This is a genomic window from Hoeflea sp. Naph1 (assembly GCF_046837775.1).
GTDB lineage: Bacteria > Pseudomonadota > Alphaproteobacteria > Rhizobiales > Rhizobiaceae > Hoeflea.
In genome coordinates, this window is record NZ_CP177286.1 from 1,959,114 (window position 1) to 1,981,155 (window position 22,042).

A 22,042-nucleotide genomic window follows, 5' to 3' on the forward strand; every position below is an offset into this window, starting at 1 on the left:
TTCAGACACGCCGGTGGCTAAGACAAATTGAACCCCGCCCGGTTGTTTTGTCAGCCGGGGCGGGGTTCAGTCGTTTGCAGCAGCGCTAAATCAGCAAGCTGCCTCATACACCTGGCCGCGGGCGTCGCGGTAACGGCACATGCCCGGCGTTGTCGCAGCACCGATAAGAGCGCCTGCCGCGCCGCCGATCAGCGCGCCTGTGGCGACACCGCGGCCGCTGCTGCCGGTAGCAGCAGCAATCAGCGCTCCGGTTCCTGCACCGACAACAGCACCGGTTCCAGCCCGCTGTTCAGTGGTGGTGCACCCGGCGAGGGCGATGAGCGAAACCGCTGCAAGCGTTGAAATTGCGATACGTTTCATGGGGGACTCCATTGAGATGCGGCTACAAAAGAACGGAGACGGTTCTACTCGAACGAGTGCTGCCGCTTCCGGGCCAAGGTTTCATTATACAAGATCACGATGGCTGACACCATCATGGCGATGCTCATTGCAAGTGCAAGCGTAGAAATCAACATGGTCAGTCCTTTCGGTCCATTCATTGCTCGTTAAACGCTGGAGTGAGCCGTTTGGTTTCCTTTCGCCTGAAATAATATTTCCGCCGTCACCTGCGCTTGCCTCTTCCTGCCATCCTTGTAGGCTTTGCTGTGCCACCAATCCGGAGCCCGAGATGAGCAAGCCGATCCGCCTGATTGAGACCGAATGGCCCAATTATACCGCCGCACCGCTGCCTGTTGGCAGCGACGCTGCCGTCTACCGCCGGCGGCTACAAGCCACGCGGTCACGAATGGAGCTTGCCGACCTGGATACGCTGGTCGTCTACGCTGATCGCGAGCATTTCGGCACCATGGTATGGCTGACGGGCTTTGATCCGCGTTTCGAGGAAGCCTTGCTGGTTGTCAGCAAGGACCGCCTGCCGCTGTTCATCGTTGGCAATGAATGCGAGAATTATCTCGGTGCCAGTCCGATGTTTGCTGCCGGCGAGATCCGGCATGAGCGCTACCAGCCATTCTCCCTGATCAGCCAGCCGCGCGCCGACAGCCGCCAATTGGCGGAAATTCTGGCCAGCGAGGGGATAGGCAGCGGATCCCGCGTCGGCGTAGCCGGCTGGAAGTATTTTACCGAGGGCGAACACCCGGATCCGGCTCACGCCATCGAGGCGCCGTCCTTCATTGCCGATACGTTGCGCGCCCTGGCAGGCTACGATGCCATCACCAACCAGACCGCCATGTTCATGAACCCGCTTGATGGTTTGCGCACGATTGCCGATGCCGATGATATCGCCCTGTTCGAACACGCCAACTCGGTGGTATCGCGCAGCGTCCGGGCGATGATTTTTGCCATGCGCGAGGGCATGAGCGATTTCGAGGTGCTGCAGGCAGCCGGCATGAACGGCATGCCGCTGGGATGCCATCCGACCTTTTGTACCGGCGACAGCGCACCGCTGGGGCTGGCAGGCCCGAGCGGCAACACATTGCAACTCGGCCGGCCACTGTCTTTCAACATGTGTGTCTGGCGCGCCAATTGCTGCCGTGCCGGCTGGCTGGTGCATGGTGCCAACGACCTTCCCGAGCCGTCACGCGATTATGTGGAAGCCTTCGCCGGGCCCTATGTGCAGGCGCTCGACCGATGGTTCTCGATGATGCGCCCGGGCGTGTCGGGCGGCGCGGTGAAGGCCGAGGTCGACCGTCTGTTGCCCTTTGATAAATTCGGCGTGTTTCTCAATCCCGGTCATCTCATCGACACCGATGAATGGTTGTCGTCGCCGATATTTCAGGGGTCCCAAATGCCGCTGCGGTCGGGCCACGTCATGCAAGTCGACATCATTCCCGCCTCGCCAGTCTATTTCTCCACCCGCATGGAGGACACGATTGTCATCGCTGATGAGAGCCTGCGCGCCGAACTCAAGGCCCGACACCCTGGTGTTCATGCCCGCATCATGGCGCGGACATCCTTCATGCGCGATGGCATGGGGTTCGATGTGCCCGATTCCATGCTGCCGCTGTCGGATATGGCGGGCATCGCCCCGCCGTTCTTGTTCAGCCCCGAAAAACTGATCGCACTCGGGTGATCTGTCGAGCGGCATGACGGCAGAATGGGCTGCGGCCTCCCATCTGCACAATGCTTGGACGGATTGCCTGTTGTTTGGTCGTTATTCGGTGCTTTGCGCGCACGAAATGCCCTTGCGCCGAAACCATCCATTCACGATGATCGGCGCTGATCGAGATAGGTGCCAATGACCTCTGTTTTCCCAGTACCTATGCCTGAAGCCAGCATTGCCATGCAGCGCACGCGTGGTGAGGGGCGGCTATCCGTCAAGCTGTCGGATGGCGCGAGTTGCATCGACCGGCTGTATCAGGAAGGCTCGGCGCGAATTCGTTTGCCACGCGTACCCCGCGGCGTGCCCCTTGAGGCGGTGCTGATAAACACCGCCGGTGGTCTGACCGGCGGCGACCGCATGGACTGGAGTTTCGAGGCCGGCGAGGGCACGCAGATGAGCCTGACCACCCAGGCCTGCGAAAAAACCTACAAGGCAGAGGGCCTCAGCGAAGCGGCGGTCTCGGTGAGGCTCACGCTGGCGCCATCAAGCGGGCTCACCTGGTTACCGCAAGAAACCATCCTGTTTGATCGCGCACGATTGCGGCGAACCATTGACGTCGACATGGCGCCCGACGCGCGGCTGCTGATGATCGAGCCGCTGGTGTTCGGCAGGCTGGCGATGGGCGAAGCGGTTGCCTCCGGACACTTTCGTGATCGCTGGCGTGTGCGCGGTCCGGGTGGGTTGCTGCACGCCGAAGAGGCGCGGCTTGGTCCGGATATTGCCGCTGCGCTGACGCGCTCGGCAATCGCCAACGGCGGGCTCGCCATGGCAACCGTGCTGATGATTGCTCCGGAAGCCGAATCGAAGCTCGACCGGCTGCGCGAAATCATCGGTATCTCCGGCGGTGCCAGCTTTGTGCCAGGCAGGGAGGCTGGAACTGGCAAGCTTCTTGCGAGGCTGGTCGCCAGGGATAGCTATGAATTGCGCAAGATCCTTGTCCCGCTGATCCACCATCTCAACCGCGATGGCGGTGTGCCAAAAGTCTGGTCGCTATGAAAGACATGCCATGAACCTGACACCGAGAGAAAAAGACAAGCTGCTGGTCGCCATGGCGGCAATCGTCGCGCGCCGCAGGCTCGAGCGCGGCGTCAAGCTCAACCACCCCGAGGCAATTGCGCTGATCACCGATTTTGTCGTCGAGGGCGCGCGTGACGGCCGCGCTGTGGCCGAATTGATGGAGGCCGGTGCGCATGTCATTACGCGTGACCAGGTGATGTCGGGCATCGCCGAGATGATTCACGATATACAGGTGGAAGCCACATTCCCCGATGGCACCAAGCTCGTGACCGTGCACCAGCCGATCCGCTAAGCCCGGTGCCGGCCGCGTCCGGATGTGGGGTCGCCAAATCGTCGGTGAAACAATAAAAGACGCGGGCCGGAGCCCGCGCCTGCCGGATAGCGTCGTTGTACGCTTAGCGTACGTATACCTTCAGCTGTCCGTTGGCATCCGCCTTGGCCGCAACAACGCTGGCGATATTGACGCCTTCGGCTTCCAGTTTTTCGGAAACCGCTGCATTGGCGCGCAACGAAGTCTGCAACTCGTCGACCGCCTCACGGTTTTCTTTCAGGGCCGTATCGATGCCGTTGCCGGAAGCGTCAGCCGCAGTGTCGACGTGAACGACAGTTACAGCTTCAGCGTCGGTCATGGTCTGGACTTCCTGTGCCGCTTCGGCGTTGCCCTTGATCAGAGCCGCGACATTGGCGTCGTTGGCGGCCTGTCCGGTTGCGCCGGCGCTGCCAGAAAGGTCGGTTTCGACATCGGTAGTTATGCCGGTGGATGAACCGGTATCGGTCGTGATGCCGGCGGCGGTGTCGCCGCCAATGGTGGCGCCAACCGAGCCGGCGACCGCCGGTGCGGCAGCCAGGGTGGTGGTGATCAGTGCGGTCGTGATAATCTTGCTCATGGATTTCATTGGATTGCGTCCTCTATTGATTTCCAGAATCACCCACCTCGACGGTGCGTGTCAGGGCAAGAACGGTACCGGCGCGATATTGTTTCATCTTCGCTCAAGGTCATTTGGTGCATATTTCGTGACCAGACTGTGCCTGGTTTTTGACCATCTGCCTTATTTGTTGGCAGCGGTAACGCCGACGTGGTCGTCGTTCAAACCACGTGGAAGTTCTGCCCCTATTGTTTCCGCGTAATGTGCTACAAGGGAAGCGTTCTGTTGTTGTCGGTAGAACTATCTGCCGCATACTTCGGGCCAACCGATCCAAAATCTGCCGGGTCCATCTCACTTCGCGTTCATTCTGCAGCCTTCGTCTGCGCACCACCAAACTTCATGGAGAACCGCCTATATGATCCCAGGTGAAATCATCACGCCGGATGGCGATATTGAGCTCAACAGTGGCCTTGAGGCCATCACGCTCAAGGTTGCCAACACCGGCGACCGGCCGGTTCAGGTCGGCAGCCATTACCACTTTTTCGAATCTAATCCGGCGCTCAGCTTCGATCGCGCGCAAAGCCGCGGCATGCGGCTGGATATTGCAGCTGGCACTGCAGTTCGCTTTGAACCCGGGCAGCAGCGCGATGTATCGCTGGTGGCGTTGTCGGGCGAGCGCACCGTCTACGGCTTCCGTCAGCAGATCATGGGCAAGCTGTAATGGCGAAGAAGCCGGTGACCCCGGCGCAGATCTGGCAGTCCTGGTCCGGCCTCGGCGTGCTGGCGTTCGAAGCCCAGTCGGTGATCAACATGCGGATGCTCGGGATGGCCGGGTTATGGCCGGTTGGCAAAGCCGAAAACCAGAAGATGCTTTCGGAAAAGCCAATCGCCTTTGCCAAGGCCTCGCAGGCTGCGGCGAAGATGGCCGCGTCCGGAGGCAGGCCCGATGAAATCCTCGCCGCGGCGATCGCACCGCTGACCAGAACTGCACGCGCCAACCGCAAGCGCCTGACCGGCGGTGTCGGCGCACGTCAAAAGAAAAGCTGATACGGGTTCGTCAATAACGCAATGTTTGCCACACCCTTTTTTGTCTGGCTTGACCGGGATGGCTTGCTCTACTGCTTTCAAAACGAGGTGTATGCGTAAAATGTATGGATGGAATGTCAGAAGTTTCCGCTAAAAAGAAACCTGGAGTGTTTCGTTACTCACCGGGTGTCATGGTTTTGACGCTGTATGTTTTCTTGACTTTGTATACTATTGGAATGGTGAGCCTGGGAGATGGGCAATATGCACACTGTTATTTTGATGGTGTGAACATGGCTTATGTATTTGCTGGGGTTGCATTTGTCTGGATAGGAGGTGCGTCGATCATCCTTATAGGGTCGGCATTTGTCATGTATCTCCGGAAATGCGTACCCGACTGGGAGTGCTACCTATGGTCGACACTCACGCTGCCATTCCTATTGTATAGCATGGCTTTGATCAGGGGAGCTCGTTGTTCCGGTTTTGGGGCGATGACTATGGCTGACGCGATGGCCGCATTTGCCGGCAATGGCGACTGGCAGCTTGGTGTGATGAACTTTTCCTTGGTGTTGAGCGCCATCGCCGGTCTGATGGGGATCAAATGGAGCATAAGCCGGCATCGGGTCAGGTAAGTTGATCTGCGTGTTTTTGGTGCCGGCAAATGGCCAGTTTTTGGCCAGGAAGGGAAATACCATGTTTGTGTTGCGGATGATTGCGCGGTTTCTTTCGTTTTTGACTGTATTTGCTGTGCCGGCCTTGGCCGACGAAATGCCCGATTGCATCAATCCGCAGTCCCAGATGGAAATGACCTTTTGCGCCAGCGTCGACTATGAAGATGCTGACAATGATCTCAATACGCTGTGGCCCCGCGTTGTCGCGGCGGCCAAAGCCAATGACGAATACGTGGCCGAGCAGGTAGAGGGCACCAATGTGCCCACCACGCTCGAAGCATTGCGCACGGCCCAGCGCGCCTGGATCAAGTTCCGCGACGCCCAATGTGAGTATGAAGCCTATGAGGTGTTCGGCGGAACCGCCCAGCCAATGGTTGGCAGCTTGTGCCTGGCGGGGCTGACGCGCGAGCGCATTGAAGTGCTCTCGCAGGGTTTGCATAGCCGCTGAAGCCTGAACGTTAGCTGGCTCTATTCCGACTTTAGCGTATGTGGCCCATACTGGCGGTAAAGCGGCCTTGCGTTTCGGAAGGCGTTTGCATTGAGATGAGCGTGCCAGGCTCTTGTGGCCCGGTATTTGCTTTGCACTGAGTGTCCACTGTGAACGCCCTGAGGAACCAACCATGCCCGCCAGCATCTCCCGCGCCGCCTATGCCGCCATGTACGGCCCCACCGTGGGCGACAAGGTGCGGCTAGCAGACACAGAGTTGTTCATCGAGGTGGAACGCGATTTCACCACCTATGGCGAAGAGGTCAAGTTCGGCGGCGGCAAGGTGATCCGCGACGGCATGGGCCAGTCCCAGGTCACCCGGGCCGATGGCGCGGTCGACACTGTCATTACCAATGCGCTGGTGGTCGATTACACCGGTATCTTCAAGGCCGATATCGGGCTTCGTGACGGACGCATTGCCGCCATCGGCAAGGCCGGCAATCCCGACACCCAGCCCGGCGTCGATATCATCATCGGGCCCGGCACCGAGATCATCGCCGGCGAAGGCAAGATCGTCACCGCCGGCGGCTTTGACAGCCATATTCACTTCATCTGCCCGCAGCAGATCGAGGAAGCGCTGATGAGCGGGCTGACCACCATGCTCGGCGGCGGTACCGGGCCAGCCCACGGCACGCTGGCAACCACGTGCACCCCCGGCCCCTGGCATCTCGCCCGGATGATTGAAAGCGCCGACGCCTTCCCGATGAACCTGGCTTTCGCCGGCAAGGGCAACGCCTCGCTGCCCGGTGCGCTGGAAGAAATGATCCTCGGTGGCGCTTGTGCGCTCAAGCTGCACGAGGATTGGGGCACGACGCCGGCGGCCATCGACAATTGCCTCACCGTGGCCGATCAGTTTGATGTCCAGGTGATGATCCACACCGACACGCTCAACGAAAGCGGTTTTGTCGAAAGCACGGTGGACGCACTCAAGGGCCGGACAATTCACGCCTTTCACACCGAAGGTGCGGGCGGCGGTCACGCCCCCGATATCATCAAGGTTTGCGGGCTCACCAACGTGATCCCGTCTTCGACCAACCCGACCCGACCCTACACCGTCAACACCATCGCCGAGCACCTCGACATGCTGATGGTCTGCCACCATCTCGATGCCTCGATTCCTGAGGACATCGCCTTTGCCGAAAGCCGGATCCGCAAGGAGACCATCGCCGCCGAGGATATCCTGCACGATATCGGCGCGTTTTCGATCATTGCCTCGGACAGTCAGGCCATGGGCCGCGTCGGCGAGGTGATCATCCGCACATGGCAGACCGCCGACAAGATGAAACGCCAGCGCGGACCTCTGCCCGGCGAGACCGGAGATAACGACAATCTCAGAGTCCGGCGCTATATCGCCAAATACACCATCAACCCGGCCATCGCCCAAGGCCTGTCTGGCCATATCGGCTCGATCGAGGTCGGCAAACGCGCCGATCTTGTGCTGTGGAACCCGGCCTTTTTCGGCGTCAAACCCGATATGGTGCTGCTTGGCGGCATGATCGCTGCGGCACCGATGGGTGATCCCAATGCCTCGATCCCGACCCCGCAGCCGGTGCACTACCGGATGATGTTCGGTGCTTTCGGCAAGGCGCGAACCAACTCGTCGGTCACCTTCGTCAGCCAGGCAGCAATCGAGGACGGGCTGGCCCACAAGCTCGGCACCGCCAAGCAGATGTGCGCGGTTGAAAACACCCGCGGCGGCATCTCCAAGGCATCAATGCAACTCAACAATGCCCTGCCGCATATCGAAGTCGATCCGGAAACCTACGAAGTCCGCGCTGATGGTGAACTTCTAACGTGTGAACCGGCGACCGAACTGCCGATGGCACAAAGGTATTTCCTGTTTTGATATCTTTTGTCAGCATTGATCCCGGTCAAGCCACAAGGCCGCAAAATGCGGTTGGATGGGCTTCCAGTAATGCAGGATGGAGAATTCAATGTCCGGAATCAGATTGAGGCACAAGGGTTGGGTTGTGGTTGCAGATGGCGAGAAAGCGTTGTTTCTGGAAAACACTGGCACACCGAATAATCCGGCGCTGCAAGTGTTCAATGCCTTTGAGCAGCCAAACCCGAAAACCGCCGCTCAGGGGAGGGATCGCCCGGGGCGCTTGACCGATGGTGCCGGTAATGCCCATCGTAGCGCCGTGCAGGATACCGACTGGCATCGTCTGGCCAAGCATGAATTTGCCCGCGAAATTGCATCGGTTCTTGAGAAAAGTGCTCTTGCCGACCGTTTCGAACAACTGGTCCTTGTTGCGCCCGCCGTTGTCATTGGAGAATTGCGCAAGTCATTGTCGCGTTCCGCCACCGACCGGATCATCTCCGAGTTGAACAAGGATCTCACCAGGCATCCTATTCCTGAAATTGAAAAACTGCTCTTTGAATAGAAGCGCGCAAGGCCACACAACGGGCCATCTGAACAGGAATCACCAGCCATGCGACTAGCGCATGGCTGGTGATTGTTTCAGGTTATTGTGCACTGCGGTATGAGGCTTATATTGAATTTGATCCAATGTTCAGGACAAACGTCATGGCCCACAATTATCATTCCGTTTTCACCACGATCGGTCGCGCAATCGACGGTGTTGCTACGTCCATTTCGGTCGCGCGCGAGGTCGACATTCTCTACAAGACGCCGGAATCAGCATTCCGCGCCCGCGGCACCACCCGCGCCGCAGCTATCCGCGCCGCTGCGAACCGCCTCTAGCACTGGCGTTACATTACACGGCCGGGCGCTAACATCTCCGCTGACGAAGATGGCTTCCCGGCATCTGGTGGTGCCAAAGCTTGGCCGTAGCTCAGACGACAGGTCGTGCTGATGTCGACCTGCTCTTCCGTCATCCGCCATTTCCACGATCCGGTCGCCACCATCACGCTTGATGAAACGGCGCGACATCGCAGGCGGATGCGCATGGTCTCCGACCGGCTGGCAAACGGCGCGACCATTGCCTTCCTGCTCGATCTTCCCGAAGCCCGGCTGCTGCGTCATGGCGATGGCCTGGTGCTTGACGATGGCCGCATCATCGAGGTGTGTGCCAAATCCGAAGCGTTGATGGAAGTCCGCGCCCGCGACCCACGGCACCTGCTGACATTGGCCTGGCAGATCGGCAACCGTCATCTGGCAGCGGAAATTACCGAGGAATCGATCCGGCTCCGGCGCGACCACGTCATCCGCGACATGCTCATCGGGCTCGGCGCCAGTGTCGTTGATATAGATGCGCCGTTCGACCCTGAAGGCGGCGCCTATGGTGGCGCTCATGCAGACCATCATCATGATGACAGCGATGCTCATTCGCACAGGCATCGTCATGACTGACAGGCGCGACTGGCACTGCGATCCGATCACCAGCGAGACCGTGATTGATCCAGGCTACCGCAACACGCAGAACGTACGCCGCTTTTTCACCTCCGAAATTGGCGGTCATTTCAGGTTCGACCGGCCGTTCATGGCGTGGATGAAGGCGCATGCAGGATCGACCATGGGCGATGCGGTCGCTGAATGGCTGCGCCGCGAGGGCGGGAGATGACGGACACAAAGGCACTTTTGCGGCTGATGAGTTGGTTGTCACCAGTGTTTCCGATCGGTGGCTTTGCCTACTCTGCCGGGCTTGAGCAATCCGTTCACGCCGGCCACGTCCGTGATCTTAGTACGTTGGCGGACTGGATTACCGTGCAGATCACTCACGGCGCGCTGTGGAACGATACGGTCATTCTGGTTGAAGCACATCGCAGTGCCGGTGATCGACAGGCGGTCAGAGAAGTGTCCGAGCTATGCCTGGCGCTATGCGCCGGGCTGGAGCGGTACAATGAGACGATCAATCAGGGCACATCCTTCATTCAGGCTGTCTCCCATTGGGTGGAGCGCGGCGCCATGCCCGACGGGGTGACTCCGCTGCCGGTGGTTGTTGGCGTGGCGGCTGGGCTTGAGCGGATTGACCTGCAACTGACCGTAAGCGCCTATCTGCACGCCTTCGTCTCCAACCAGTTGCAATGCGCCATAAGACTGTCGATTGTCGGCCAGGAAGGCGCCGCTGAGGCTCTTGCCAGCCTCGAACCCGTCATTGAACGCACTGCCGAACGTGCCGCTGTGGCGACACTGGACGATCTTGGCGGGGCGGCGTTCATCGCCGACATCGCCTCCATGAACCACGAAACCCTGCAACCACGGCTGTTCCTGTCATGACCTCATCCAATGGCCCTCTGCGCATCGGCATCGGCGGTCCCGTCGGCTCGGGCAAGACGGCGCTGACCGCGCAATTGTGCCAGGCGATGCGCGCGCGCTACTCGCTGGCTGTCATCACCAACGACATTTACACCCGCGAAGACGCCGAGGCGCTGGTTCGGATGCAGGCGTTGCCGTCCGATCGGGTGGTAGGCGTTGAAACCGGGGGCTGCCCGCACACGGCGATCCGCGAGGACGCTTCGCTCAATCTGCGCGCTATCGACGCGCTCAATCAGCAACATCCGGATCTGGATGTGATTTTCATCGAATCCGGCGGTGACAATCTCGCCGCCACCTTCTCGCCGGATCTTGCCGACCTGACGATCTATGTGATTTCGGTGTGCCAGGGCGAGGATATCCCGCGCAAAGGTGGCCCGGCGATCACCCGCTCGGATCTGTTGCTGATCAACAAAATGGATCTGGCGCCCCATGTCGGCGCCGATCTCGAGGTCATGGAGCGTGACGCGGGTGTCGGCCGGGCAGGGCGGCCCTATTTGTTCACCGACATGCGCCGCGGCGCCGGTGTTGATGCCGTGGTGGCCTTCATTGAGGAGACCGGCGGGCTTGTTCGCCGCGCGGTCGCCGAATGAATTCAGTCCCGCTGGAAATCCGGCAGGCTGTCGAAGGCCGAGCGCAGCGCGTCTGACCACCCCTCCGAGATTTCCCGGTAATAAGGATCGTTGGCCTCAATCCGCTTCTCGTAGCCCTTGTTGAGACTGTCGCGTTCGTAAAACTGCAGATCCAGCGGTAGTCCGACCGATAGGTTGGATTTCAGCGTTGAATCGAACGAGACATAAAGCAGCTTGGCCGCCTTCTCAAAGCTCATGTCGAGATCGAGAGCACGCACGAGAATGGGCTTGCCGTATTTGTGCTCGCCGACCTGGAAGAACGGGTTATCATCGGTGGCCTCGATGAAATTGCCTTCCGGATAGATCAGGAACATCCGCATTTCGCCGCCGGCAATCTGGCCACCGACAATGAAGGTGGCACTGAACGAGGCTTCGCTCTGAAGACCGCCATCGGATGCCGACTTGATCACGTCGCGCACGGTTTCGCCGATCAGCCGGGCCACCTGAAACATCGACGGAACATCCATGATGTCGGGGTTACGGTCACTGGCAGCCTTCATGTGCTCTTCCAGCATGCCGACCACGGTCTGGGTGGTCGCCAGGTTGCCTGCCGACATCAGCGTGATCAGCCGATCACCCGGCTTGCACCAGGTATACATCTTGCGAAACGAGGAGATATTGTCGACGCCCGCATTTGTACGGGTGTCCGACATGAATACCATGCCCGTGTTGAGGCGTAGTCCAACGCAATAAGTCATTGTCTGAAAATCCGCCCTTCAAGCCGATGAGTCGTCTTATTGCTCTACTGTTATGTGAACCGCAAGCTGTTCTTCACCGGCACCGATGCGGATACCTGAAATCGGTGCCGCATCCTTGTAGTCAAGGCCGTAGGCAACATGGACATAGCGATCATCGGGCGACATGTCGTTGGCCGGATCGAAGCCGACCCATCCCAGCCCGTCAATATGCGCTTCTGCCCAAGCATGGCTCGCGGCCTGATCCGGCGTTTCTTCCATCATCAGATAGCCCGAGACATAGCGTGCCGGAAACCCCATCACCCGGGCGCAAGCAACAAACGCCTGTGCATGGTCCTGGCAAACCCCCTTGCCGGAAGCCAGCGCATCCTCGGCCAGTGTCTGGGTCTGTGTGGCGCCGGGCACATAATCCATTGCCTGATGCAGCGCCGTCTTCAGGGCATGCAACTGGTCCAGTGGCGGGCCCTTGTCGATGCTGCGGGCGAGGTCACGGATCATCTTGCCGGGTTTGGTCAGCGCTGATTCACGCTGGTACAGCCACAGCGGCATGTAGCTGTGATGCGGACCCAGCACGCCGATCTTGTCGAAGGTCTCCACCACCCCGGTGGCGATCACCCGGATGGCCGACGTGTCGCGGCTGGCGCTGACCAGTTCCACGACATTGTCGAAATGGTCCTGATAGTGCGCTTCCACCTGGCCGCCCTCGACATGCATCGTCCAGGAACTTACCGTTTGCAACGGGCTGTTTCGCGGGGTCAGCCGCAAGCGCTGCAGCGCATAGCTGACCGGATGGGCGTAGACATAATCGGTGACGTGGGAAATTTTCAGGTGCATGTCATCAGTCCTGGTAGAACCGGTAGGCATTGGCGATCTCGGCAGCAACCCGGCTGTTCTGGCTGATGAAATCCTGAAGAAATTCGTGCAGGCCACGGTCCATGATCGCCTGAATTTCGTGTTCGCGCAGCATCCCCAGCGTCGCCGCCGCGGTGTCCTGCACGGGATGCCGTTTCCCGTATTCCCGCTCCAGATAGGACAGGTTGGCGCTAATCTTGTCATAACAATAGGCCAGTGACCGCGGCATGCGTCCGTTCAGGATCAAGAAATCGGCGATGTTGGCGGGCTTGTAGTTGCCCTCGTATACCCAACCATAGGCCCGATGCGCCGAGACCGATCTCAGGATCGTTTCCCATTGCACATTGTCGAGCGACGAGCCGACATAGGATGCCGCCGGCAGCAGCAGGTAATATTTCACATCTAGAATGCGTGCCGTGTTGTCGGCGCGCTCGATAAAGGTGCCGATACGCGAAAAATTGTAGCGATCGGTTCTCAGCATGGTACCGTGGAAGGCACCACGGATAAGACCCGTGTACTGCTTGATCTTGTCAATTATGCCCGGCAGTTCGGCCTCGGCAGTCTTGCGCGACAGCAGATCCTTCATTTCCAGATAGCATTCGTTGGTCGCTTCCCAGGCTTCCCGAGTCAGCGCCGTGCGCACCATGCGACCGTTGTTGCGCGCAGATTCAATGGCCGAAAGCACGCTTGACGGATTGGCCTTGTCGCGCAGCAGGAAATTGACCGCATTGGCACTGGTCACTTCCGGGTAGTTGTCGCTGAAAGCCGCAAACACGCCCGAGCTTCTGAGTACGGATGCCCATTCCTCTTCGCGGTCGTGCAGGCTGGTCAGCGACATGCGCAGGCCGGCGTCGATCAGGCGGGCAGTGTTTTCGGCGCGCTCGATGTAGCGGAACATCCAGAACAGGCCGTTTGCGGTTCTTCCCAGCATGTTCAGTCCTCCAGCACCCAGGTGTCCTTGGTGCCTCCGCCCTGGCTGGAATTGACAACCAGCGATCCTTGCTTGATGGCGACCCGGGTCAGCCCTCCGGGGATGATCTGGATCTTGTCGGAGACGAGCACGAACGGCCTGAGATCAACATGCCGCGGGGCGATGCCCTTCTTGACCAGGATCGGCACGGTCGACAGCGACAGCGTCGGTTGGGCGATGTAGTTCGCGGGCCGGGCCTTGAGTTTGAGGGCGAACTCGGCGCATTCGCGCTTGCTCGCCGCAGGCCCCACCAACATGCCGTAGCCGCCCGATCCGTGCACTTCCTTGACCACCAGTTCGCGCAGATTGTCGAGCACGTATTGCAGCGTGTCCGGCTCGGAGCAGCGATAGGTAGGCACGTTTTCGAGGATCGGCTTGCGGCCGGTGTAGAACTCGATGATCTCCGGCATGTAGGAGTAGATTGCCTTGTCATCGGCAATGCCGGTGCCCGGGGCATTGGCGATGGTGATGTTGCCGGCGCGGTAGACATCCATGATTCCCGGCACGCCGAGGTTGGAATCGGGGCGGAACGTCATCGGATCCAGATAATCGTCATCGACCCGGCGGTAAAGCACGTCAATGGCTTCAAACCCCTGGGTGGTCCGCATCGCCACCTTGCCGTTGATCACCCTGAGATCGGACCCTTCGACCAGCTCGACCCCCATCTGGTCGGCGAGATAGGCATGCTCGTAAAACGCCGAATTGAAGATGCCGGGCGTCAGCACCGCAATCCGCGGCTTGCCGTTGCAGCCGGGCGGGGCAACGGCGGCCAGGCTCTGGCGCAACAGTTTCGGATAGTTTTCGACCGGCCGCACCTTGTTGAGGTGGAACAGCTCGGGAAACATCTGCATCATGGTTTCGCGGTTTTCGAGCATGTAGGACACACCCGAGGGGGTCCGTGCATTGTCCTCGAGCACGTAAAACTGGTTCTCGCCGGTACGCACGATATCGGTGCCGATGATGTGGGTGTAGACGCCGCCGGGCGGACGAAAGCCGATCATCTCGGGAAGAAAGGCGGCGTTGTTTTCGATCAGCTGGCGCGGCACTCGGCCCGCCTTGACGATCTCCTGCTTGTGGTAGATGTCGTCAAGAAACGCATTCAGCGCCACCACGCGCTGCTCGATACCCTGGGCCAGCCTGCGCCATTCCGAGCCGGAGATGATCCGCGGCACGATGTCGAACGGGATCAGCCGTTCTGCAGAATCTTCCTTGCCGTAAACAGCGAACGTGATGCCGGTTTTCCGGAAAATGTTTTCCGCATCCCGCGATTTCTTGATCAGGTCGGAATTTTTCTGTTCGGAATACCAGTCAAAATACCGTTGGTAGGGCGGGCGAGGCTCGGCCTCATTGGACAGCATTTCATCAAATGGCACGTGTTTGGTGCTCCCCTTTGAGGTTCATAAGATCGCATCACAGGAAAGAAAGCAAGAACCATGCAGAATAGGCGGGGGGCGAAAAAGCGTGGGTACTTTTCGCGCGTGTGTGGCCGTTTGGCCGCAGTTGCGCGGTGTCGCTGACCCGGGCCGATTGTCACCACGGGTCATCCGGCTTGCGCATCGCAGCCGCCGCAGCTATCGCTGCGCAACCATCTTGTTCTGCACGGGCAGGGTGCTGGCTCGACGGTAACAGCCCGAATTCCGGTCCTGATTTTCGACAAGCCGGAAGCATGGTTTCAAACCGCTGGAGTGTGCCCGGGCCAATTGTCATTGGTTGGCGGTGCCCCAACGCCAATGAGGACAATTCGTGACCCTCTACCGCATCGCCCCAGCCCTGTTTGTCGTGCTCTGGTCCACTGGCTGGATCGTCGCCAAATACGCAAGTCCCTACGCCGATCCGCTGACATTCCTGAGCCTGCGGTTTACGCTGGCTGCTGTTCTGTTCGCCGTGATCACGCTTCTCAGCCGCGCCGTCTGGCCTTCGACCCGCAGCGGCTGGTTGCATGCGGTTTTTTCCGGCGTGCTTCTGCATGGCGTCTATCTGGCCGGCGTCTGGTGGGCCATCGATCAGGGCGTGCCGTCTTCGGTTTCCGGCCTGATCGCAGCGCTGCAGCCGCTGATGACGGCCCTGGCCGCGCCCTATATCGTCGGCGAGCGGTTGACCGGGCCGCAGAAGCTTGGCGTTTTCTTGGGCTTTGTCGGCCTGGCTGTTGCCATTTTGCCAAGGCTGCTGGCGCTTGATGCTGCCACGCTGCAGATCGCGCTGGTTCCGCTGCTGGTCAATGTGATCAGCATGATCTCGGTGACGGCCGGCACTCTTTACCAGAAACGCCATCTGCAAGAGGGTGATTTGAGGGCGATCGCCACCTTGCAATATGTTGGCGGGTTCCTGGTGGTAATGCCGCTGGCGCTGCTCTGCGAGCCGTTGCAGATCGACTGGACACTCGAATTCGTTCTCGCCATGGGCTGGTCGGTGTTCGGCCTGTCGCTGGTGTCGATCATGCTGCTGCTCTATCTCATTCGCCGTGGCCAGGTTTCCCGTGCAGCCTCACTGACCTATCTGGTGCCGCCAGCTGTCGCCGTTGAAAGCTGGTTTCTGTTTTCGGAAGAGCCGACCCTGCCGATGATTGCGGGCACCGTGATCGTCGTCATCGGGGTCTGGCTGACCAACAGGAAGACCAGGCTTGTGGCCTGATCAGAAATCCGTCGGCACGCCGCCTTCGCGTTTGCGCCGGCTGACAAAACCATCGAGTTCATCAGCGATCCCCGGATCGAGCGCAGGCGCTTCGAAGTTGGCCAGCGTTTCCTTCCAGACCCGGTTGGCGTGCTCGAAGGTAGTCGGTTGCCCGGCCATGCTCCAGCTCTCGAAATTGCGCCAGTCCGAAAGGATTGGCGAGTAGAACGCGCTTTCATAACGCGACAGGGTATGCGCCGTTCCGAAGTAATGGCCGCCGGGCCCCACTTCGCTGATGGCGTCCATGGCCAGCGCGTCCTCGCTGGTGTCGAGTGGGGTGAGAAATTCCGCTACCATCTGCAGCATGTCGACATCGAGGATGAATTTCTCGAACGAGGCGGTCAGCCCACCCTCCATCCAACCCGCCGCGTGCATGATGAAATTGCCGCCGCCTTGAATGACGCCCCAGAGCGACATCATCGATTCATAGGCAGACTGGGCGTCAAGCGTATTGGCAGCGCAGGTGTTGGAGGTCCGGTAGGGTATCCCGTAGCGTCGCGCCAGCTGCCCGCCCGCCATCACGGCTTTCATGTATTCAGGCGTGCCGAAGGCCGGCGCGCCAGATTTCATGTCAACATTGGAGGTGAACCCTCCATAGACCACCGGTGCGCCGGCACGCACGATTTGCGTGAAAGCGATGCCCGCCAGGGCTTCGGCGTTTTGCTGAACCAGCGCGCCGGCAATGGTGACCGGGGCCATCGCGCCGGCCAAAGTGAACGGCGTGATCACCACCACCTGATTGCGCGACGACATCTCGATGATGCCCTGCAGCATCGGCGCGTCGTAGCGAAGCGGCGACGAGGCGTTGATGATGGTAAACAGCGATGGCTCGGCTTCCATCTGTTCGGCGCTGATGCCGCGGCCGATGCGAGCGATCTCGAGTGCATCAAGATTGCGCTCCCTGCCCAGAGAATAGGCATGGAACGGCTTGTCTGTGAGCTTGACCAGGTCCGACAGGCAATCGAGGTGGCGGACCGAGGCGTGCAGATCCGTTGGCTCGACCGGATAACCGCCAGTCATGTGAATGATGTCGTAGCTCTGCGCCAGCTTGATCATGTTGCGGAAATCGGCCTGGGTGCCGGTACGGCGACCGTTATCCTTGTCCGAACAATAGGGGGCGGAGGCAACCTGGCCAAAGGCAATGTTGCGCCCGCCAATCTCGATGTTGCGTTCGCTGTTGCGGGCATGCAGCGTAAACGGGCCGGGGGCCTTGGCGATCACGCTCATGATCAGGCCGCGATCAAACCGCACCCGTTCGCTGCCTGGCCTCACATCGGCGCCAGCGGCCTTGAGCATGTCGCGGGCCTCGGCCAGCATGAAATCCATGCCGATTTCCTCGAGCACCTTGAGCGAGGCTTCGTGAATCGCGTCCAAGCCTTCCTCCGACAGGATCAGCGAAGGTTGCTGGGTATTGAGAATCGAACGATAGCGCAGGGTTACTGGCGCCTTGCGGCCCTTGCCTCTGTCTCCACCACGGCCGCCGCCGGCACGTCTGCGTCGTTCGGGGGCGCCGGCCGTGTTTTCGATCGCGGCGGGGAAAATATCATCGATGCTGCTCATGCGGGCTGCTCCCGTTCGCTTCGTGTTATGGTGACCGGTCAGTCAACCGGGGTGTAGCTGCTCTTTCTTCGATCTCAACGCTAAGCCGGGTTTGTCATTCCCGCAAGCAGGACGAGCGCCCATGAATCAATCCAATCGGGCAAGCCCGCTGCGGTGATCCCATCAGTTTCGCAAAAGCCGTTCAGTTTAATCCTGTCATTGATGGTTAACACTTTCTTTAAGACCGGTCTGCAATGTGGGCGCGCTGGAAGAAATCAATGGTCACATCTACGAGGGCGGACGAGTGGGAGACGGGGGAAGCATAAAGAGCGATGAAACGCTGGCAAACGCCTGCGCCCAAATTGCCAGTGATCCGAATCCGGCATTCATCAAGGATTCTGAGCTTCGATATGTTGCCGTCAATACGGCCTATGCCAAACTGTGGGACTGCCAGCCGGCGTCCTTGATCGGTCAGCAAAGCCATCAGCATTTCGATTCGGTCGAGCAGAACGATCGGGATGAGAAAGAACGACGCAGCCTGGTATTCGGCAAGGACCAGGTGGCCTTGTTTGCGCACCCGCTAAAGGGCGGGCGTTACCGGGTGCGGATTCATCGCAAACGACAGGTCTGCGGCAAGACCTTCATTATCGGCCATTTTGAGGCAATCGCCGGGGTTCGGTTCGAATCCGGGCAGGGCCAGAACCTGCCGCCGGCGGCAGGTGCACCTAAACCTCCCGACCAGGACCTCTTTCTGCGCGGCCATCATATATTGCTGCATGCGGCAATCGAGACCATGACACAGCCGGTTGCGGTGCTTGATGCAGACGGAAATGTGATCGTTGCAAGCCGTCACTATGCCTTCGCCGAGGGGCCATGGCAGGAGACGCAATTGCCCCACGGCGGCGTTCTGCGCAGCGCCGACGTGACCCATGCGGAAAATCACGGTGGGCAAGCATATGGCGAAGATACCACGCGTGATGTTTCGGTCGGAGACAGGCTTGCGCCTCGGGACGAAACTTCACTGCTGGCGCGGTTCAATGAGATGTTCGACCAAATCGATGTCGGCATCGTACTGTTTGATGCCGATGATGTTCTGATCTACGTCAACCCGGCGATGCACTCGATCAGCGCTCCTGACTACAGCCTGCAGGTCGGCACAACCTTGCAGACGGTGCTTGAGACAACCTGCCCAGTCCGCGCCGAAACCGATCCGGACGCCAATAGGGCCTGGATAGAGCGGCGATTGATCGCTCATCGCCAATTTGGCCAGGCAACTGTGGAGCAGCTTCGCAACGGGCGCTGGTTGCGCATCGTCAACCGCACCTTCGGCGATGGCTTTATACTCGGCTTGCGCATCGACGTCACCGAGCTCAAGGAGCGCGAGGCAGCCCTGCAGACGCATGTCGCGGAGAACGAGCTGTTCCGTGCGATCCTCGACGAAATGCCGGTCTCCAGCTTCGTCAAGGACAAGGATTTTCGGTATACTTACGTCAATCGCGCCCATGGCGAACTGACGGGATTCAGCCGTGACCAGATGATCGGCAATGACGATCTGGCCATATTCGGCGAGCAGGGCAAAACCCTGCGCGAGGCTGATAAAGAGGTGATGAACGGTCAGGCACTTGTCGAGCGCGAGGTTGAGCTGAGCACCGGCAGTGGAAAATCTCTGCAATTGATTGACCGCAAGGTCGTCTTCACCGACCCTGGTGGAGAACAATATCTGTTGGGCACGACGCTTGATGTAAGCGACCGTAAACGTCGAGAAGAAGAAATCTTCGAGGCGCGGCGGATCGCCGAGGTGCATCGTTCCGACCTCGAAAGCGTCATCGACGCCATGCATATGGGGGTCGTCGTCGTTGATCGCGATCTCAATATTGAATTTATTAATGACGCTTTTTTCGAGATCTGGAAGATCACACCGGATGACGCCTATATCAGCGAACCTTTCCGCAAGTTGATTGATGTCAACCGCCACAACGGCGTCTATCCAATAGAAGACAGAAATTTCGAAGACTATGTCCAGGCCCGGATGACGGAAATTCGCGAGGGTTATGTCGAGCCGCGCGAGTTTGCGCGCGCCGACGGTCAGACCGTTATCTTTTCGGTGCGTGCGTTGTCTGAAAGCAAGCGCATGATCTCCTATTTCGACATCACCGAACTCAAGCAGCGGGAAGAAGAGCTCAAATGCGCCCGCGCCGAGATCGAGCGGACCAGCGAGCTGCTGCGCGGCGCCGCAGGCGCCATGGCCCAGGGGCTGCTTGTGACCCGGGGAAGTGAGATCCAGTTCGCCAACGATACTTTCCTCGGCATGCTCGAGATGCCGCCCGAGTTGGTGACACCGGGAACGCCTCTGGAAAAATATTTCGATTATTGCCTGGAACGTGGCGATTACGGCAATGACGAAAATGCTGAAGCGACCAAGGCGAAAATAATCGACAATCATCGACTGGCGGTGGCGCATTCGCTCGAACGGCAGACGACCCGCGACCGTTGGCTCAGGATCGATGCGAAGCCGACCGCAAACCAGTCGATGATCATCACCTATACCGACATCACAGAATCCAAGAACCGCGAAGCCGAACTCAAGGATCTGCTCGGCAAGGCGGAGATTGCCGACCGTGCCAAGTCAGAGTTTCTGGCCAATATGAGCCATGAAATTCGCACCCCGATGAATGGTGTGCTGGGCATGGCGGAATTGCTTTCCCGCACCGAGCTGGACACCAGACAGCGCACCTTTACCGACATAATTGTCAAATCCGGCAGCGCGTTGCTCACCATCATCAATGATATCCTCGACTTTTCCAAGATTGATGCCGGGCAACTGGTCCTCGATTCCGCGTCGTTTGATCTGCGCGAGACCATCGAAGATGTCGCAACGCTGATTTCCAGTCGTGCCGCGGAGAAGGACATCGAGTTGATTGTCCGGATTGATCCGGGGCTTCCGGCGCAGGTTGTCGGCGACATGGGGCGTATCCGCCAGGTCGTCACCAACCTTGCCGGCAACGCCATCAAGTTCACGGAGACCGGTCACGTTCTGATCGAATTGACCGGTTCCTCAGCGGCTGACGACATGATTGATTTCAAATTGCAGGTCCAGGACACAGGCATGGGGATTCCGCCTGAAAAGCTTGAGGCGGTGTTCGACAAGTTCTCACAGGTCGACAATTCCTCCACCCGTCGTCACGAGGGAACCGGACTCGGCCTGGCCATCACCTCGCGGTTGGTCAGTCTGATGGGCGGCAAGATCGGTGCTACCAGCACACCCGGTGAGGGCTCGGTGTTCACCGTTGAGCTGCCGATGGCAGTCGACCGCAAGGCAACACCCGAGCGGATCGCGCCTGTCGACGTCAGCGGATCGCGGATCCTCGTTATCGATGACAATGCGGTCAACCGCGAAATCCTGATCGAACAATTATCGACCTGGGGGTTCGATGCCTGCGCCGCGGTTTCGGGGCAGGAGGGTATCGATGTCCTGCGCGCCGCCGCCGATCTCGGTGTTGCCGTGGATGCCGTCGTGCTTGATTATCACATGCCGGATATGGACGGGTTGGCCACCGCCAGCGCCATCCGCGAGATGTACAGTTCGCGCACGCTGCCGATCATCATGCTGACCTCGATGGACGTGAGATCCTCCGAGCCGAACTTCATTCAGGGAGGGGTGCAAGCGACGCTGATGAAACCGGCCAGATCATCGCTTCTGCTGGAAACCATTGTCGATGTCTTGCAGGTCGCCGCACAGCCCCGGTCGAAGGCCGCCGCTGTGCCGCCGCCGGTCGATGCCGCGTCACCTGTGGACGCCAGTGTGTCGGCCTCGCTGTCGGTCCCATTGAACAAGCCCGCAGCCCCTGCCTCGACCGCGTCGCCGGTTCGGGAGGCGCCCGCTCCGGGATCGATCGATATTCTTGTGGCCGAGGACAATGAGGTCAACCAGATCGTCTTCACCCAGATCCTCGAAGACCTCGGCGTGCGTTACAAGATTGTCGACAATGGTGGCAGCGCCTTCGATATGTGGAAGACGATGCGTCCGGCGCTGGTTCTGATGGATGTCTCGATGCCGGTGATGAATGGCCACCAGGCGACCCAGGCGATCCGCGAAGCCGAGGCCGCCGACCCCGAACTTGGCCACACCCCGGTGATCGGTGTTACCGCGCATGCGCTCACCGGCGACAAGGAGCGCTGTCTGGAAGCGGGCATGGATGATTATCTTTCCAAGCCGATCAGCCCGGAGAAGCTGGACGCGAAAATCCACGAATGGCTTCCGGACGAAATCGCCGCGCGCATCAATCGGGCATGAGCCAGGTGGTCT

At 59.5% G+C, this 22,042-nt stretch carries 23 protein-coding genes; 16 read left to right on the plus strand and 7 right to left on the minus strand.

Annotated features, from left to right (window positions below):
* Window positions 1-90 precede the first annotated feature (90 nt).
* A complete protein-coding gene (locus ACK6D9_RS09280; RefSeq protein ID WP_412051445.1) occupies window positions 91-360 on the minus strand; it encodes a hypothetical protein in 270 nt (89 codons plus the stop codon).
* Window positions 361-667: 307 nt separating this feature from the next.
* Between ACK6D9_RS09280 and ACK6D9_RS09285 the strand changes: the two genes are divergently transcribed.
* The 3 genes from ACK6D9_RS09285 to ACK6D9_RS09295 all read left to right on the plus strand — a co-directional run bounded on the left by ACK6D9_RS09285 (window position 668) and on the right by ACK6D9_RS09295 (window position 3,407).
* Window positions 668-2,068: a M24 family metallopeptidase gene (locus ACK6D9_RS09285; RefSeq protein WP_412051446.1), complete on the plus strand. Its 1,401-nt coding sequence runs from the start codon at window positions 668-670 to the stop codon at window positions 2,066-2,068.
* A gap of 165 nt (window positions 2,069-2,233) precedes the next feature.
* Window positions 2,234-3,094: an urease accessory protein UreD gene (locus tag ACK6D9_RS09290; protein ID WP_412051447.1), complete on the plus strand. Its 861-nt coding sequence runs from the start codon at window positions 2,234-2,236 to the stop codon at window positions 3,092-3,094.
* 10 nt (window positions 3,095-3,104) lie between these two features.
* The gene (locus ACK6D9_RS09295; RefSeq protein ID WP_412051448.1) at window positions 3,105-3,407 is read left to right on the plus strand and encodes an urease subunit gamma; all 303 of its coding nucleotides are present in this window, start codon (window positions 3,105-3,107) and stop codon (window positions 3,405-3,407) included.
* Window positions 3,408-3,510: 103 nt separating this feature from the next.
* Here the strand turns inward: ACK6D9_RS09295 and ACK6D9_RS09300 are convergent, their stop codons facing one another.
* A complete protein-coding gene (locus ACK6D9_RS09300) occupies window positions 3,511-4,002 on the minus strand; it encodes a hypothetical protein (protein ID WP_412051449.1) in 492 nt (163 codons plus the stop codon).
* A gap of 394 nt (window positions 4,003-4,396) precedes the next feature.
* Here ACK6D9_RS09300 and ACK6D9_RS09305 point away from each other — a divergent pair, with 394 nt between their 5' ends.
* From ACK6D9_RS09305 to ureG, 11 genes are all read left to right on the plus strand, one after another.
* Entirely contained in the window at window positions 4,397-4,702 is a 306-nt protein-coding gene (locus ACK6D9_RS09305; protein ID WP_322988371.1) for an urease subunit beta, read from the plus strand.
* On the plus strand, window positions 4,702-5,028 hold the full coding sequence (locus ACK6D9_RS09310) for a hypothetical protein (RefSeq protein WP_322988370.1): 327 nt from the start codon (window positions 4,702-4,704) through the stop codon (window positions 5,026-5,028). Before ACK6D9_RS09305 ends, ACK6D9_RS09310 begins: the two co-directional genes overlap by 1 nt.
* Window positions 5,029-5,141: 113 nt before the next feature.
* Complete coding sequence (locus tag ACK6D9_RS09315; RefSeq protein ID WP_412051450.1) at window positions 5,142-5,636, plus strand: hypothetical protein; 495 nt, start codon at window positions 5,142-5,144, stop codon at window positions 5,634-5,636.
* 136 nt (window positions 5,637-5,772) lie between these two features.
* Complete coding sequence (locus ACK6D9_RS09320) at window positions 5,773-6,123, plus strand: lysozyme inhibitor LprI family protein (protein ID WP_412051772.1); 351 nt, start codon at window positions 5,773-5,775, stop codon at window positions 6,121-6,123.
* 172 nt (window positions 6,124-6,295) lie between these two features.
* A complete protein-coding gene (ureC, locus tag ACK6D9_RS09325) occupies window positions 6,296-8,008 on the plus strand; it encodes an urease subunit alpha (RefSeq protein ID WP_412051451.1) in 1,713 nt (570 codons plus the stop codon).
* Window positions 8,009-8,096: 88 nt separating this feature from the next.
* Window positions 8,097-8,546 carry a host attachment protein gene (locus tag ACK6D9_RS09330; RefSeq protein ID WP_412051452.1) on the plus strand — a complete coding sequence of 150 codons (450 nt, stop codon included), beginning with the start codon at window positions 8,097-8,099 and terminating at the stop codon, window positions 8,544-8,546.
* Window positions 8,547-8,689: 143 nt separating this feature from the next.
* Window positions 8,690-8,866, plus strand: a complete 177-nt coding sequence (locus tag ACK6D9_RS09335; protein ID WP_412051453.1) for a hypothetical protein — start codon at window positions 8,690-8,692, stop codon at window positions 8,864-8,866.
* A 111-nt stretch (window positions 8,867-8,977) separates the two neighbouring features.
* Window positions 8,978-9,475, plus strand: coding sequence for an urease accessory protein UreE (locus tag ACK6D9_RS09340; RefSeq protein ID WP_412051454.1), 498 nt, complete (start codon window positions 8,978-8,980; stop codon window positions 9,473-9,475).
* Window positions 9,468-9,686, plus strand: coding sequence for a DUF6434 domain-containing protein (locus tag ACK6D9_RS09345; RefSeq protein WP_412051455.1), 219 nt, complete (start codon window positions 9,468-9,470; stop codon window positions 9,684-9,686). The genes ACK6D9_RS09340 and ACK6D9_RS09345 overlap by 8 nt, the downstream gene beginning before the upstream one ends.
* Window positions 9,683-10,342 (plus strand): urease accessory protein UreF, encoded by a 660-nt coding sequence (locus ACK6D9_RS09350; RefSeq protein WP_412051456.1) that lies wholly within the window; start codon window positions 9,683-9,685, stop codon window positions 10,340-10,342. The genes ACK6D9_RS09345 and ACK6D9_RS09350 overlap by 4 nt, the downstream gene beginning before the upstream one ends.
* Complete coding sequence (gene ureG / locus ACK6D9_RS09355) at window positions 10,339-10,971, plus strand: urease accessory protein UreG (RefSeq protein WP_322988361.1); 633 nt, start codon at window positions 10,339-10,341, stop codon at window positions 10,969-10,971. Before ACK6D9_RS09350 ends, ureG begins: the two co-directional genes overlap by 4 nt.
* 2 nt (window positions 10,972-10,973) lie before the next feature.
* On the opposite strand, the gene ACK6D9_RS09360 is transcribed toward ureG, so the two are convergent.
* Genes ACK6D9_RS09360 through ACK6D9_RS09375 form a run of 4 tightly spaced genes read right to left on the minus strand, consistent with a single transcriptional unit; the run spans window position 10,974 to window position 14,885 of the window.
* The gene (locus tag ACK6D9_RS09360) at window positions 10,974-11,708 is read right to left on the minus strand and encodes a proteasome-type protease (protein ID WP_322988360.1); all 735 of its coding nucleotides are present in this window, start codon (window positions 11,706-11,708) and stop codon (window positions 10,974-10,976) included.
* A gap of 36 nt (window positions 11,709-11,744) precedes the next feature.
* Complete coding sequence (locus ACK6D9_RS09365) at window positions 11,745-12,539, minus strand: transglutaminase family protein (RefSeq protein WP_412051457.1); 795 nt, start codon at window positions 12,537-12,539, stop codon at window positions 11,745-11,747.
* A gap of 4 nt (window positions 12,540-12,543) precedes the next feature.
* Complete coding sequence (locus tag ACK6D9_RS09370; protein WP_322988358.1) at window positions 12,544-13,488, minus strand: alpha-E domain-containing protein; 945 nt, start codon at window positions 13,486-13,488, stop codon at window positions 12,544-12,546.
* Window positions 13,489-13,490: 2 nt separating this feature from the next.
* Window positions 13,491-14,885 (minus strand): circularly permuted type 2 ATP-grasp protein, encoded by a 1,395-nt coding sequence (locus tag ACK6D9_RS09375; RefSeq protein ID WP_322988372.1) that lies wholly within the window; start codon window positions 14,883-14,885, stop codon window positions 13,491-13,493.
* Between the two features lie 385 nt (window positions 14,886-15,270).
* Between ACK6D9_RS09375 and ACK6D9_RS09380 the strand changes: the two genes are divergently transcribed.
* Window positions 15,271-16,158, plus strand: coding sequence for a DMT family transporter (locus ACK6D9_RS09380; RefSeq protein ID WP_412051458.1), 888 nt, complete (start codon window positions 15,271-15,273; stop codon window positions 16,156-16,158).
* On the opposite strand, the gene ACK6D9_RS09385 is transcribed toward ACK6D9_RS09380, so the two are convergent.
* On the minus strand, window positions 16,159-17,757 hold the full coding sequence (locus ACK6D9_RS09385; RefSeq protein WP_412051459.1) for a trimethylamine methyltransferase family protein: 1,599 nt from the start codon (window positions 17,755-17,757) through the stop codon (window positions 16,159-16,161).
* 235 nt (window positions 17,758-17,992) lie between these two features.
* Here ACK6D9_RS09385 and ACK6D9_RS09390 point away from each other — a divergent pair, with 235 nt between their 5' ends.
* Entirely contained in the window at window positions 17,993-22,030 is a 4,038-nt protein-coding gene (locus ACK6D9_RS09390; protein WP_412051460.1) for a PAS-domain containing protein, read from the plus strand.
* The last annotated feature ends 12 nt before the right edge of the window (window positions 22,031-22,042 follow it).